Raw genomic sequence first — 13,359 nt, forward strand, 5'->3', positions numbered from 1 at the left:
GACCCGGGGCCCGTCGACCGTAATTCGTTTATTCGAGGTGCCCCGCCGGGGTTGTATGCCCACCTGCCAGAACTGCCAATCGTTCGTGACCGAACGGTACGTGAAAGTGTTCGAACCCGAGGGCGTCACCCAGCCGCGCGCGTGCCCCCACTGCGAGGACATGGTGCGCCGCGGGAAGACCGTCCGCGCGAAGAAGAACTGACCGTTCGGGGAAGAGGCTCACGCTGCGGCCGCTTCTCTCGTCGTCGTTCTCCTCCGGCCGGTCGTTCCGTGTCCTTACGCGAGGAGCTCCCGTTCGTTCGGGTCGTACTCCACCACGCCGTGATCGTCCAGCAGCGGTAGGTGAACGTGGTGCAGCGAGATCACGGCGCGCTCGCGCGTCTCGTCGTCGGCCGGGTCGGCGTCCTCGCGGGCGACGACCGCCGCCGCGAGCGCCTCGAGGGGGATCGGCGCGGGTCGCGCGGACGCGATCGCCAGCACGTGTCGCCGCCGCTCGGACGCCAACACCCGGTGCCGGTCGTCCTCCGGAAGCGACGCCGTCGACGGGTACCGTCCGATCGGCTCCTCGAGACTCTCCGACTGGTCACTCGGGCCGCGGAGCACGTCGTCTGCGGGCATAGTCCGAGGGAGGGTCCCCCGGAGCGTAAGCGCCCGGGCAACACACGTCGGTCGTGGGCGAGCAGTTACCGGCCCGATAGTGTCCGTTTCGTACTCACGAGACGACGAGTACCCACGATTGGCTACCAGTTCACCGACCAGCGTGTTCCGCCGGCGGAACCTTGAGAGCCCTTCGGATCGAGGGATGTGCGATATGGGACCGCAGCCGCTCTCGGAGGTCCAGCGCGAGACGTTGGCGTCGTTCCCGGGACGGGGGCACCCGTTGACGGCGAGCGAGGTCGCGAACCGAACCGGCGTCGGGCGACGGGCGGCGTACGACCGGCTCCGCCGCCTCGCCGAGGCCGGTCACCTCGAGACGAAGAAGGTCGGATCCGGCGGCCGCGTCTGGTGGCGCCCTCCGGCGTCCGAGCGTGGCGCCTCGGACGCCGACAGGGCGGCCGAGCGGTCGGGGGATCTCGAGGGTGTCGAGGCCGACCACGGGGAAACGCGCCACCAGTACCGGACGCTCGTCGAGCAGTTCCCGAACGGCGTGCTCGCGCTCGTCGACCGCGACATGCGCTACACGACCTTCGGCGGGACGCTCGAGGGCGAGACGGACGTGGCGGCCGACGCCCTCGTCGGCGAGCCGCTCCGGGAGGCGCTGCCGGACGAGGTCGCCGACGCGGTGATCCCGGGGTACGAGCGGGCGCTCGACGGCGAGGCGTCCGAATACGAGGCCGCGATCGACGACCACGTGTACCGCTTTCACTTCTACCCCGTCCGCGACGACGACGGCGAGGTGTTCGAGGCGCTGGGGATGTCCCAGGCGGTGACCGAGCGCGTCGAGTACCAGCGGGAACTCGAGAAGCGCGTCCGCCAGCAGGAAGCCGTCGCCACCCTCGGCCGGCGCGCGCTCGAAGCCGACGACCTCGACGACCTGTTCGCGACGGCCGCGCGCGTCGTCGCGGAGACCCTCGGCAACGACTACTGCGAGGTGCTGGATCTGGACGCCGACTCCGGGGAACTGCGCCTGCGACAGGGGGTCGGCTGGGACGACGGCGTCGTGGGGTCGGCGACGGTGTCGGCCCTCGAGGACGGCTCCCGGGCGGCGTACACGCTGTGCACCTCGGAGCCGGTCGTCGTGGAGGACCTCCGCGAGGAGCGCCGCTTCGACCCCCCCGAGCTGCTCACGTCCCACGGCGTTCGCAGCGGGATCTCCACGGTGATCGGGCCGCCGGAGTCGCCGTGGGGGATCCTCGGGACTCACGACACCGAGCCGGCGACCCGCTCGGACCACGACGCCGCGTTCGTGCGGGCGGTCGCGAACGTGCTCGCGTCGGCGATCGACCGGACGCGCCACGAGCGGGAGCTCGACCGGCAACACGATCAACTCGTCGCGCTCGACAGCGTCAGCCGGGTCGTCCGCGACATCACCGAGGCGGCGATCGACCGATCGACGCGCGCGGAGATCGAGGCCGCCGTCTGTGAACGCCTCGCCGCCTCCGAGTCGTATCTGTTCGCGTGGATCGGCGACGCCGACGCCGCGAGCCGTGAGATAACTACCCGAGCGGAGGCCGGCGTCGAGAGGTATCTGGACGGAACCACGGTCTCGATCGACCCCGACGACGAGCACGGGCGGGGGCCGACCGGTCGGGCGTATCGCACGCGGACGATCCAGACGACCGACCACGCCGCCGCCGACCCGCGCCAGGAGCCGTGGGCGGACCAGGTCGAGGCATACGGCTACCGCTCGTCGGCGGCGATCCCGATCGTTCACGGCGGAACCGTCTACGGGGTGTTGAACGTGTACACCGAGCGTCGCGAGGCGTTCCTCGGGCGCGAACGGGAGGTGATCGGGAAGCTGGGCGAGGTGGTCGGCCACGCGATCGCGGCCGTCGAGCGCAAACGGGCGCTGTTGGGCGACGAGGTCGTCGAGCTGTCGTTCCTCGTCGAGGACGCGTTCGCCCCGGCCGGGGTCGACCCCGCACCCGACCCGATCCGGTTCGACGACGCGGTCCCGCTGGGGGACGACGAGTTCGTCGTCTTCGGCCGGACGACGGCCGCGGGCGTCGAAACGCTGGAGTCGCTCGTCGATTCGCATTCGCTGTATCAGGACCTCCGTGTCCGCTCCGCCGACGACGGCCGGCGGTTCGAACTCTCCGTCGCCGACCTGCCGGTACTGTCGGCGATCGCGTCCCAGGGCGGGTCGATCGAGGACGCCGTCGTCGAGGACGGGGACTACCGGCTGACGGTCCGGCTCGCGCCGAGTACGGACGCGCGTCGGGTGATCGACGCCATGCGCGAGACGTACCCCGATGTCCGGTTGGTGAAGCGTCGGCAGGTGACCCGGGCGGGGACCGACAGGTCGACCACCGCGGTCGCGGCGATCGACTCCCTCAGTGACCGTCAGCGGGCGGCGCTGTCGGCGGCATACCACGCCGGCTACTTCGAGTGGCCCCGCGACGCGACCGCAGAGGAGGTGGCTTCCTCGCTCGACATCGCGCGGTCGACGCTTCACCGACATCTCCGGACGTGCCAGCGCACGGTGTTCGCGGCGGCGTTCGAGGGCGGGTGAGCGGCACGCCGCCGCGCGGACGGTCGAACGCTGGCGATCCGGCCGACCCCCCGAAGACGCCGAGAGCGCGGCGGCCTCCGTTACGGCTCGATCACGAGCTTCCCGAGGAAGCTGTCCTCTAGCACGGCGCGCTGGGCCTCCGCGGCGCCCTCCAGGTCGTAGCTGTGGGCGACCCGAATCGCGATGTCATCGCCCCACAGCGACGCCACGTCCGCGAGCGCGTCCGCGAGGCTCGGCGTGTTGAACATCGACATGAGCTGCAGGGTCAGGTCCTTGCCGCGGGCCGCCGACGACTGGGGGAACCCGATCTCGGGATCGTTCTCGCCGATGCCGACGACGCGACAACCCTGGGCGGCGACCTCGGCGTCGAAGCCGAGGTACTGGTCGAGCCGGTGGTCTAAGATCACGTCGACCCCGTCGCCGTCGGCGGCGTCGACGACCGCCTCCGCGAGGTCGTCGCGGGTGTAGTCGAGCACCGCGTCGGCGCCGAGCGCCGTCACGTCGTCGTGGTACCCCTCGGCGGCGGTGGCGATCACGTGCGCGCCGGTGGCGGCGGCGACCTGCACCGCCGCGTGGCCGACGCCGCCGGAGCCGCCGTGGATCAGGACCGTCTCGGCCGGACGCAGGGTCGCGTGTTGGACGAGCGCGCGCCAGGCCGTGACGGCGGCGACGCCCGCCCCGCCGGCGGCGACGAGGTCGGCGCCGTCGGGCAGCACCGCGATGCGATCGTCCGGGACGGCGACGAACTCGGCGTAGCCGCCGGGCATCGCCCCCGACAGCCCGGTCGCGAACACCTCGTCGCCCTCCTCGATCCCCTCGACGGCGTCGCCGACTTCCACGGCCGTTCCGGCGGCGTCGACGCCGGGGATCGCTGGCAGGCCGTACGGCTCGTAGGATCCCTCGCGGAAATACGTGTCAACGGGGTTGACGCCGGCGGCGGCGACCTCGACGAGCACCTCGTCGGGGGCCGGATCCGGCCGGTCGACCTCGTCCACCTGGAGCACCGATTCGTCGCCGTGTTCGTGGTATCGGACCGCGCGCATGGCGGTACGTCCCGCCGGGGCGACTTAACTCCGGGCGGCGGCGGAACCGTGCGCCGCCCGGCCACGGAGACGACCCGGCCGCCGGCGACCGGTGGAGTGAAACGATCCGCCGCGGTAGCGGTCGGGTATGTCCCTCCGGCACGCCGGCGCGACGCTGTTCGGGGCCGGGCTGCTCGTCTGCACGGTGCTGCTCGTGACGATCGGCCCCATCGCCGCCGCGACCGAGGCGTTCTGTCCGGGTCCGCGACGGCTCGCCGAGTTCGCCGTGACCGGGGTCCGAGCGTGGCCCCCGACGCTGACGTACACCGACGGCTGCAACGAGATCCTCCTGCGCCCGTCGGTGCTGTGGTCGGCCGTCGCCGCCGCCGGCGGGCTCCTCCTGGCCGGCGTCGGGCAGGCGCTCGTGCAGCGGGCGTGATCGGTCGAGTATGGCCGCGCCCGCCGACGGTGTAACCGGGCGAGTCGCCCCCGCCCTCGCGACGCGAGTGCGACCGGAATCGGCGGGATTTAACCCCCCGAGTGGCTGCTATCCACACGCATGAGACTTCACGAGTATCAGGCGAAGCAGGTCTTCGCCGACGCCGGGATCCCGACCCCGGACTCGCGGCTCGCGTCCACCGTCGAGGAGGTCATGGACGCGGTCGACGAGATCGGCTACCCGGCGGCCATCAAGGCGCAGGTCCACGTCGGCGGACGTGGGAAGGCTGGGGGAATCGAGATCGCCACGAGCGAGGCGGAGGCCCGCGAGGCGGCCGAGTCCATCCTCGGGATGGACCTCAAGGGCTACACCGTCGACACGGTCCTCGTCGAGGCCGGCGTCGACTTCGAGAACGAGCTGTACGTGGGCATCACGATGGACCGCGGCGAGGGCGAGCCCGTCGCGATGGTCTCCACCGAGGGCGGCGTCGACATCGAGTCGGTCGCCGAGGAGACGCCCGAGAAGATCGCCCGCGAGCACATCGACCCCGCCTTCGGCCTGCACGCCTACCAGGCCCGCAAGGTCGTCTTCGAGGCCGGCATCCCGCGCGACGTGGCGATGGACGTGGCCTCCATCCTCTCGACGCTGTACGACCTGTACGAGTCGAAGGACGCCTCCGAGGTCGAGATCAACCCCGTGATGATCACCTCGGACCGGGAGGTCGTCGCCGCCGACGCCGTCATGAACATCGACGAGGACGCGCTGTTCCGCCAGCCCGACCTCGCGGAGATGGAGGACGAGGCCGCCGGCGACGAGCTGGAGGCGAAGGCCAACGAGTACGGCTTCGACTACGTCCGCCTGTCGGGCAACGTCGGCATCATCGGCAACGGCGCCGGGCTCGTGATGACGACGCTCGACCTCGTGGACTACTACGGCGGCGCGCCCGCCAACTTCCTCGACATCGGCGGCGGCGCCAAGGCCGAGCGCGTCACGCAGGCGCTCGATATGGTGTTCTCCGACGAGAACGTCGACTCGGTCGTGTTCAACATCTTCGGCGGGATCACCCGCGGCGACGAGGTCGCCAAGGGGATCAACGAGGCGCTCGACGGGTTCGACGAGATCCCCAAGCCGGTCGTCGTCCGCCTCGCCGGGACGAACGCCGAGGAGGGAATGGAGATCCTCAACGAGGACCTCGTACAGGTCGAGGGGACCCTAGAGGAAGCGGTGCAGCGTGCGGTGAAGAACGCACAGGAGGTCCAAGCATGAGTATCTTCGTCGACGACGACACTCGCGTCGTGGTGCAGGGCATCACGGGCGGGGAAGGTAAGTTCCACACCGAACAGATGCTGGAGTACGGCACGAACGTCGTCGCGGGCGCGGTGCCCGGCAAGGGCGGCCAGGAGGTCGCCGGCGTCCCCGTCTACGACACCGTCGACGAGGCCGTCGACGCCGAGGACGCCGACGCCTCCGTCGTGTTCGTCCCGCCGGCGTTCGCCGGCGACGCCGTCTTCGAGGCGCTCGACACCGACCTCGACCTCGTCGTCGCCATCACGGAGGGCATCCCGACCCAGGACATGGCGAAGGTGAACAAGCGCCTCTCGGAGGTCGACACGCGCCTGCTCGGCCCCAACTGCCCCGGGATCATCACCCCCGGCGAGGCGAAGCTGGGCATCCTCCCGGGCAACATCTTCGAGTCCGGCGACGTGGGCCTCGTCTCGCGCTCGGGCACCCTGACCTACCAGGTCGTCTCGAACCTGACCGAGCGCGGCATCGGTCAGACGACCGCCATCGGCATCGGCGGCGACCCGATCATCGGGACCTCCTTCGTCGACGCCCTCGAGGCCTTCGAGGCCGACCAGGACACGAAGGCGGTCGTGATGTGCGGCGAGATCGGCGGCGAGGACGAGGAGCAGGCCGCCCGCTACATCGCCCAGAACATGGACACGCCCGTCGCCGGCTTCATCGCCGGCCGCACCGCCCCGCCGGGCAAGCGCATGGGCCACGCCGGCGCCATCGTCTCCGGCTCGGGCACCGGCACCGCCGAGTCGAAGATCGGCGCGCTCAACGACGCGGGCGTCCCCGTCGGCGACACGCCCAACGAGGTCGCCGACCACATCGAGGACTTCCTGTAACGCCGCCGCCGTCGACCCGTTTTTATTCGCCCGCGTCGCCGAGACCGAGCGCCGCCGCGAGCCCCGAGCGCGGCACCGTCTCGACGTCCAAGCTGCCGCTTCGCCCGTCGCCGCCGTCCGTTCCGCCGTAGCCGACGCCGGTGGCGACGAGGACGACGTGCTCGCCCGCGTCGACCGCGCCGCGCTCGCGGAGCCGCCGGAGTCCCGCCAGCGGCGTCGCCGACGCGGGCTCGACACGGATCCCGGCGGCGACCAGGTCGCGTCGGGCCGCGTGGATCGCGTCGTCGTCGACGGCGAGCGCCGCGCCGTCGGTGGCGCGGGCGGCCGCCAGCGCCCGCGTCCCGCTCGGCGGATCCGGGTTGGCGATGGAGTACGCGACCGTCTCGCCGACCTCCTCGCCCTCGAGACGGGTCACCGCGTCGTCGCCGCGCTCGAACGCCGCCGCGACCGGCGCGCACGCGGCCGCCTGCACGAAGTACAGCCGCGGCGGGTCGTCGACCAGGCCCGCCGCGGTCGCCTCGCGGACCGCCTTCCAGGCGGCGCTGGCGTGGCCGCCGCTGCTGATCGGCATGACGACGGCGTCGGGCACGTCGGGGGCGGCCTCGGTGGTCCCGCGCTCGCCCCCGCCGACGCCACCGCCGGCCTCGCCGGTTGCGAACGCCCGCAGGACCTCCAGGACGGTCGTCTTCTGGCCGGCGACGCGCAGCGGGGAGTCGGAGTTGACGAACTCGATCCCCGACTCGGGACCCAGATCGAGCGCGTCGTAGTAGAGCCGGCCGTAGTCGCCGTCGACGCGGACGATCCGCGGGTCGTACGCGGCGATCCGTCGGAGCCGCGCCGCGGAGATGTCCGCGGGGACGAGCACGACGCACTCGAGGTCCGTGCTCGCGCCGTGGGCCGCCATCGAGACGGCCATGTTCCCGTGGGAGACCGTCCCGACGGCGTCGGGGGCGCCATCGCCGGCGAACGTGGCGCCGCCTTCCCCGTCCGCGACCGCGGCGGCGACGCCGACGGCGCTGCCGCGGTCCTTGAACGAGCCGGTCGGGTTCGTTCCCTCGATCTTCACGTGGACGCGGGCGCCGCCCGCGTCGAGCCCCGACGCGCGAACCAGCGGCGTCGCGCCGGCGGCCGCCGCGAGCCCGCCCGGGGGCGGCTCGACCGGGAGGAGGTCGCCGAACGCCCACACGCCGTCGCGGTCGGGCCACGCGACCCCGTCGGGGTCGGTGTCGAACCACAGCGGCTCGCCGCAGTCGTCGCACCGTTGGCCCGACTCGGCGGTCCGACCACAGGCGTCGCAGGTGAGCACGTCCGAACGCGGGCGGGCGGGCGGGAAAAGCCCGACGCCCCCGGACCCGACGACGACCGGCCGGCTCGGGGGGCGGCGATCGACCGACGATCGCGCCCGCGCTCGTACCGAATATCGTCACCGATCCCCACGCCGTATGCCAACTTTTCGCGTTCGGGAGCGACGGACTCTTTCGTGTGAGCCGTGAATCGCGAGGCAGCTCCGGCGTCACCGACGCCGAGAGTCCTCCCTACAGATGAACGCACGATCCACGATCCCCGCGCTCGTACTGCTCTCCGTGCTGGTCGGCGCCGTCGCCCTCGCGGGCGGCCTCGCCGCCGGCACCGCGACCGCACAGACGGCCAACGTCACCGCCGACGTGAGTGTCGACGACCAGACCGGCGCCGAGTCGGTGACCGTCGCCGAGGCGACGCTGCCCGAGGGCGGCTACGTCGTCGTCTACAACGCCTCCGGCGGCATCGTCGGCGTCTCCGAGTACCTGGACAACGGCACCCACGAGGACGTGACTCTCGAAGTCTCGCCCGAGTTCTCGCGCAGCCAGGTCGCCGTCGCCGAGGTCCGCGCCGACGACGGCGACGAGTCGTTCAACGCCTCCGCCGACACGCCGTACACGAACGACAACGGCCAGCCGATCGGCGACACCGCGTACGTGACCGTCGAGCAGACCGAGACGGCCACCGCGACGCCGACGGCGACCGCCACCGCGACGGCGACCGAGTCGGGCGAGCCCGCGACGACCGCCGCGACCGACGAGCCCACCGAGACGAGCGGTCCCGGCTTCGGGATCGCCGCGGCCCTGGTCGCGCTGGTCGGCGCCGCGCTGCTCGCGCGCCGGTAACGTCCGCGACCCCGTCGCCGGACCGACGCATCGACACCGAACGCGAACTCCCTTTGTGTACCCGGATCCGAGCGATCCGCGAGCCGCCCGGCCGCGGAACGCGGGATTGAACCCTCGTCGCCGGCTACCGACGGGTATGACCGACGAGACTCCCGACGGATCCGGGGCGGCGACGGACGCCGAGCCCGCGGCCGACGCCGGAGACGGCGGCGACGGCGGCGACGGCGGCGACGGCGGCGGCGACGCGGACGACGAGTGGCTCGCGCGCCTCCGCGAGATGCGCGACGAGAAGGACGAGTTCCTCGCGAGCGACCCCCAGTCCCCCCTCGATCCGTCGCTGCGCGACGACTTCGACGGCCTCGACTACTTCGAGCCCGACCCCGCCTACCGCGTGACGGCGTCCCTGGAGGTGCACGACGACCCCGACGCGGTCGAGCTGACGGTTCGCAACGGCACCGCCGAGCGGTTCCACCGCGTCGCGACGCTGTCGTTCACGCTCCCGAGCGCCGGCGGCGGCGAGGTCGAGGAGACGCTCACGGCGCTGCGTGCGGACGGCTCGGCGGCGTTGTTCCTCCCGTTCCGCGACAAGACGACCGGCCAGCAGACGTACGACGGCGGCCGGTACATGGACCTCCACCCCGACGGCGACCTCGACGGGATCGACGAGGTGACGCTGGATTTCAACCTCGCGTACACGCCCTTCTGCGCGTTCGCGGACGCGTTCGCCTGCCCGCTGCCGCCGACCGACAACTGGCTCGAGGTCGCGGTGCCCGCCGGCGAACGCGACCCGACGCTGGAGTGAGACGGCGCGCGCAGTCGGTACCCGACGCTGGAGTGAGACGGCGCGCGCAGTCGCGACCGGCCGAAAAGTAACCCTTAGTACGGGCGAGATCCCATTGCCGCCCATGCAACGAACGGTCGTCCTCGGCGCGGTTCTCATGCTCGTCGGCACCGTGCTGTTCTTCCCGAGCCTGGGCCCGCAGTCCGGGTCGCTCGCGAGTTGGGCGCTGGTCCCGGCGGCGGCACTGCTCACCTACGGAACCTACCTGATCGGCACGAGCGGCGGCGGCCGCGCCGTCTGATCGGGCCCCGACTCACTCCTCCTCGCCCGCAGCGTACCGCTCCAGCGCAGCCGCAGCGCCGGCGGCGACGTAGCCCGCGTCGACGCCGACGATCTGGTAGTCGTAGCCCAACTCCGCCCAGTGGTCGATCTCCGCGGGCGAGGTCGCGAGCGTGCCGACCGGCACCGAACTCTCCGCGAGCACCCGCTCGACGGCCCCGAGGAACCGCTCGGAGTCGTACTCGCCGAAGACGCCCAGGTCCGCCGAGAGGTCGGCCGGGCCGACGAGCAGCGCGTCCAGCCCGTCGACGGCGGCGATGTCGCCGGCGTTCGCGACCGCCGTTTCGGTCTCGATCTGGGCGATCGTCGCGACGCGGTCGTTCGCCCGCCCGTAGTAGTCGTCGAGGTCGCGACCGTACGCCGACGCGCGCGTTCCCGCGACGCCGCGGCGTCCCTCGGGCGGGTAGCGCGCGGCCGCGACGAACTCCGCGGCCTCCTCGCGGGTGTTCACCCGCGGCGACATCACGCCGGCGGCGCCGGTGTCGAGGACGCGCTTGATCCGGACGTGGTCGTTCCACGCGACCCGGACCACGGCCGCCGTGTCGCCGGCGGCGTTCGCGTCCCCCGTGTCGCCGGCGGCGGCCGCCCCGGCGTCGGCGTCGCGGTTGCCGCGGGCGTCGGTGCCGCCCGGACCGTCGCGGGCGTTCGCTGCGTCGACTGCGCGGACGGCCGCCTCCACGGATTCGATCCCCGTGGGCGCGTGTTCGGTGTCGATCACGACGAAGTCGGCGTCGGTGAGCGCGAGCTGTTCGGCGATCTGGGGCGACGGCGTCGACAGCCAGTGGCCGGCGGGACGCTCGCGAAGGGTCGCGCGCAGGCCCGCGAGGCCGGAGTCGTCGGTCATGCGAACCGCTCCTCGCCGACGGGACATCAATCCGGCAGAACCCGCACTCCGCTGCCGCTATGCCGACGCCGACCGAACGATACCGGCCAGGAGTGCGCCGCCGGCGACGGCGACGACGACGACGGCGACCGCGATAACCTCGGCGGGCGACTGGTCGATCCACCGCTGGAGCCACCACGCCGCGTAGTGGATCTGCGTGTACACGAAGAAGCGGTACGGGAAGTGGACCCACGCGATCAGCGTCACGGCGGAGATTCCCAGGTAGTCGACGGCGTCGCGCTCCCGTACCCACATGGGGGCGACTCGCCGTCGGGGTCACAAAAGCGTTCGTCCCCGGCTCTCGGGGGTGAGAACGCCGCGCGCGTCGACCGTTCGGCCCCGCACCGTCGGGACGGCTACTCGTCGCCCTGAGCCGCCTCGACGCGGGCTGCGTACTTCTCCAGTTCGCCCGCGAGCTCGCGCGCCTCGGCCGCCGAGAGGGTGACGCCCTCGGCGTGGGCCGGGAGCTCCGTCAGTCCGGTGTTGTCGAGTTCGAGTTCGAGCGTGACGTGGTCGGGGTCCTCGCGGGGCGCCGTCACGTTCAGCACGGCGACGGCCTCCTCCTCGAAGTCGTGGCCGCGGGCGAAGCCGTCGAGCAGGTCGAAGGTGGTGTAAGCGTTGACGCGGATGAGCCGGTCGGGCATGGGCGCCCCTCAGTCGTCCGACGGGATAGGGCTGCCGTCGGCGCGCGCCGGCGCGGGCGAGGCGTCCATGTCGTCCTCGTCGGCGTACGGGTACCACGTCATCTTCGTGTTGTGCATGTACGGGTCCTCGTAGGCGGTCTCCTCGGGCTCGACGAGTTCGGCGAGCGTCTCCTCGTCTGTGCGCTCGACGAAGTCGCGGAAGCTCTCGTCGCCCTCGCGGCGCTCCTCGAAGTTGGCGAGGAGGTTCGCGATCGCGCCGGGAACCTCGTCGGCGGGCACGCGCTGTTCGACCCACTCGGCGAACCGCGGGTCCTCGCCGAGGCCGCCGCCGAGACCGATGTCGAGCGCCTCGACGGGCTCGCCGTCCTTGCGGGTCTTCATCCCGCGCAGGCTGATGTCGGCGATCTGCGGCTGCGCGCAGGAGGCGGTGCAGCCCGACAGGTGGATGTGGAAGTCCTCGACGCCGTCTGGCACCTCGACGTTCTCCTTGAGCCAGCGGGCGTACCGCACCTGCCGGTTCTTCGTCTCGACGATGGACAGCGAGCAGAACTCCGTCCCCGTGCAGGCGATGGAGCCGCGCATGAAGGGGTGCGGGTCCGGCTCGTAGGTGTCGAGCAGGTCCTCCGCGAGCAACCCGTCGAGGTCCTCCTCGGGCACGTCGGTGACGATGACGTTCTGGCGCTGGGTCACGCGGACCTCGCCGGAGCCGTACTCGTCGGCGACGCGGGCGAGCTCTCGGGTGTCGTCGGCGCCCATCCGGCCGACCAGGACGTTCAGGCCGACGTAGTAGTTACCGTCGTTCTGCTCGTGGACGCCGACGTGGTCGTGGTGGCCGGCGTCGTTGCGCCCGGAGTTGTACGTGTACTCGTCGCGCAGGTCCTCGCCGGCGGTCTGCAGCTCGAAGTCGACGAACTCCTCCTGAAGCGTCTCGCGGATCTTCTCGGTGCCCCACTCGTCGGTGAGGAACTTCATCCGGGCGTTGTAGCGGTCCTCACGGTCGCCGTACTCGCGGAACAGCGCCGAGATGCCGCCCGCGACCGCGTCGGCGTCCTCCGGCGGGACGAACACGTCGATGCTCCGGGCGAGCCGCGGCTCGTTCCGGGAGAGGCCGCCGCCGACGCGGACGTTGAACCCCTTGACGCCGTCCTTCTCGGCCGGCTCGAACGCGAGGTCGTTGATGTCGCCCTGGCCGCAGCCCTCCGTACAGCCGGTGACGCTCACCTTCCACTTGCGCGGGAGGTTCGAGTGCTCGTCGTTGCCCTTGAACGTCTCGTTGAGGTCCATCGCGACCGGCAGCGCGTCGACGAACTCGTTGGAGTCCTTGCCGGCGACGGGGCAGCCGACGATGTTGCGCCAGGAGTCGCCACACGCCTGCTGTGTGGACAGCCCGTTCGCCTCCAGCTTCTCGAAGATCTCGGGCACGTCCTCCAGTCGGATCCAGTGGAGCTGGATCGACTGGCGGGTCGTCCAGTCGACGTACGCGTCGCCGAACTCGGGGTTCTCGGCGGGGCCGCGGGCGTACTCGTCGGCGATATCGGCGACGACCTCGACTTGCCCCGGCTTCAGCACGCCGTTGGGCGTCCCGATCCGCATCATGAAGTAGCTCTCTTGGCCGTTCCGCTGGTGGTACAGCCCCCACCACTTGAAGCGCTCGAACCAGGCGTCGTGTTCGTCCTCCGGGATCGACTCCCACCCCTCCTCGGCGAACTCCATCAGGTGCTCCCTGATCTCGTTGCCGTACACCTCCGATTTCCAGTTTTCGACGTCCGTGGGCATTCGTGGGCGAACACAGTCGCCCGACGA

15 protein-coding genes are annotated in these 13,359 nt (G+C 71.8%); 8 read left to right on the forward strand and 7 right to left on the reverse strand.

The window, feature by feature from the left end; translation table 11 throughout:
- Positions 1-55: 55 nt before the first annotated feature.
- Complete coding sequence (locus tag K6T50_RS06315; protein WP_222608548.1) at positions 56-202, forward strand: DUF7563 family protein; 147 nt, start codon at positions 56-58, stop codon at positions 200-202.
- Positions 203-276: 74 nt separating this feature from the next.
- Here K6T50_RS06315 and K6T50_RS06320 read toward each other — a convergent pair whose 3' ends face one another.
- A complete protein-coding gene (locus K6T50_RS06320) occupies positions 277-618 on the reverse strand; it encodes a DUF7344 domain-containing protein (RefSeq protein WP_222608549.1) in 342 nt (113 codons plus the stop codon).
- Positions 619-811: 193 nt separating this feature from the next.
- On the opposite strand from K6T50_RS06320, the gene K6T50_RS06325 reads away from it, so the two are divergent.
- Positions 812-3,172 (forward strand): bacterio-opsin activator domain-containing protein, encoded by a 2,361-nt coding sequence (locus tag K6T50_RS06325; protein WP_222608550.1) that lies wholly within the window; start codon positions 812-814, stop codon positions 3,170-3,172.
- 80 nt (positions 3,173-3,252) lie between these two features.
- On the opposite strand, the gene K6T50_RS06330 is transcribed toward K6T50_RS06325, so the two are convergent.
- Positions 3,253-4,215 carry an NADPH:quinone reductase gene (locus K6T50_RS06330; protein ID WP_222608551.1) on the reverse strand — a complete coding sequence of 321 codons (963 nt, stop codon included), beginning with the start codon at positions 4,213-4,215 and terminating at the stop codon, positions 3,253-3,255.
- Positions 4,216-4,342: 127 nt separating this feature from the next.
- On the opposite strand from K6T50_RS06330, the gene K6T50_RS06335 reads away from it, so the two are divergent.
- The 3 genes from K6T50_RS06335 to sucD all read left to right on the forward strand — a co-directional run bounded on the left by K6T50_RS06335 (position 4,343) and on the right by sucD (position 6,765).
- The gene (locus K6T50_RS06335; protein WP_222608552.1) at positions 4,343-4,633 is read left to right on the forward strand and encodes a hypothetical protein; all 291 of its coding nucleotides are present in this window, start codon (positions 4,343-4,345) and stop codon (positions 4,631-4,633) included.
- 120 nt (positions 4,634-4,753) lie between these two features.
- Positions 4,754-5,899: an ADP-forming succinate--CoA ligase subunit beta gene (gene sucC, locus K6T50_RS06340; protein WP_222608553.1), complete on the forward strand. Its 1,146-nt coding sequence runs from the start codon at positions 4,754-4,756 to the stop codon at positions 5,897-5,899.
- The gene (gene sucD / locus K6T50_RS06345) at positions 5,896-6,765 is read left to right on the forward strand and encodes a succinate--CoA ligase subunit alpha (RefSeq protein WP_222608554.1); all 870 of its coding nucleotides are present in this window, start codon (positions 5,896-5,898) and stop codon (positions 6,763-6,765) included. Before sucC ends, sucD begins: the two co-directional genes overlap by 4 nt.
- A gap of 22 nt (positions 6,766-6,787) precedes the next feature.
- On the opposite strand, the gene K6T50_RS06350 is transcribed toward sucD, so the two are convergent.
- Positions 6,788-8,071, reverse strand: a complete 1,284-nt coding sequence (locus K6T50_RS06350) for a threonine synthase (protein ID WP_222608555.1) — start codon at positions 8,069-8,071, stop codon at positions 6,788-6,790.
- A 235-nt stretch (positions 8,072-8,306) separates the two neighbouring features.
- On the opposite strand from K6T50_RS06350, the gene K6T50_RS06355 reads away from it, so the two are divergent.
- The 3 genes from K6T50_RS06355 to K6T50_RS06365 all read left to right on the forward strand — a co-directional run bounded on the left by K6T50_RS06355 (position 8,307) and on the right by K6T50_RS06365 (position 9,991).
- Positions 8,307-8,909 carry a DUF7282 domain-containing protein gene (locus tag K6T50_RS06355; RefSeq protein WP_222608556.1) on the forward strand — a complete coding sequence of 201 codons (603 nt, stop codon included), beginning with the start codon at positions 8,307-8,309 and terminating at the stop codon, positions 8,907-8,909.
- A gap of 277 nt (positions 8,910-9,186) precedes the next feature.
- Complete coding sequence (locus K6T50_RS06360; RefSeq protein ID WP_225935405.1) at positions 9,187-9,711, forward strand: DUF1684 domain-containing protein; 525 nt, start codon at positions 9,187-9,189, stop codon at positions 9,709-9,711.
- 103 nt (positions 9,712-9,814) lie between these two features.
- Positions 9,815-9,991, forward strand: coding sequence for a DUF8178 family membrane protein (locus K6T50_RS06365; RefSeq protein WP_222608956.1), 177 nt, complete (start codon positions 9,815-9,817; stop codon positions 9,989-9,991).
- Between the two features lie 12 nt (positions 9,992-10,003).
- Here the strand turns inward: K6T50_RS06365 and K6T50_RS06370 are convergent, their stop codons facing one another.
- The 4 genes from K6T50_RS06370 to K6T50_RS06385 all read right to left on the reverse strand — a co-directional run bounded on the left by K6T50_RS06370 (position 10,004) and on the right by K6T50_RS06385 (position 13,332).
- Positions 10,004-10,873: an HpcH/HpaI aldolase family protein gene (locus K6T50_RS06370; protein ID WP_222608558.1), complete on the reverse strand. Its 870-nt coding sequence runs from the start codon at positions 10,871-10,873 to the stop codon at positions 10,004-10,006.
- Positions 10,874-10,930: 57 nt separating this feature from the next.
- Positions 10,931-11,167 (reverse strand): hypothetical protein, encoded by a 237-nt coding sequence (locus tag K6T50_RS06375; RefSeq protein ID WP_222608559.1) that lies wholly within the window; start codon positions 11,165-11,167, stop codon positions 10,931-10,933.
- A gap of 101 nt (positions 11,168-11,268) precedes the next feature.
- Entirely contained in the window at positions 11,269-11,556 is a 288-nt protein-coding gene (locus tag K6T50_RS06380) for a DUF6360 family protein (protein ID WP_222608560.1), read from the reverse strand.
- A gap of 9 nt (positions 11,557-11,565) precedes the next feature.
- Positions 11,566-13,332: a nitrite/sulfite reductase gene (locus K6T50_RS06385; RefSeq protein WP_222608561.1), complete on the reverse strand. Its 1,767-nt coding sequence runs from the start codon at positions 13,330-13,332 to the stop codon at positions 11,566-11,568.
- Positions 13,333-13,359: the final 27 nt, after the last annotated feature.

Origin of the sequence: Halobaculum magnesiiphilum (assembly GCF_019823105.1) — an archaeon.
Taxonomy (GTDB): domain Archaea; phylum Halobacteriota; class Halobacteria; order Halobacteriales; family Haloferacaceae; genus Halobaculum; species Halobaculum magnesiiphilum.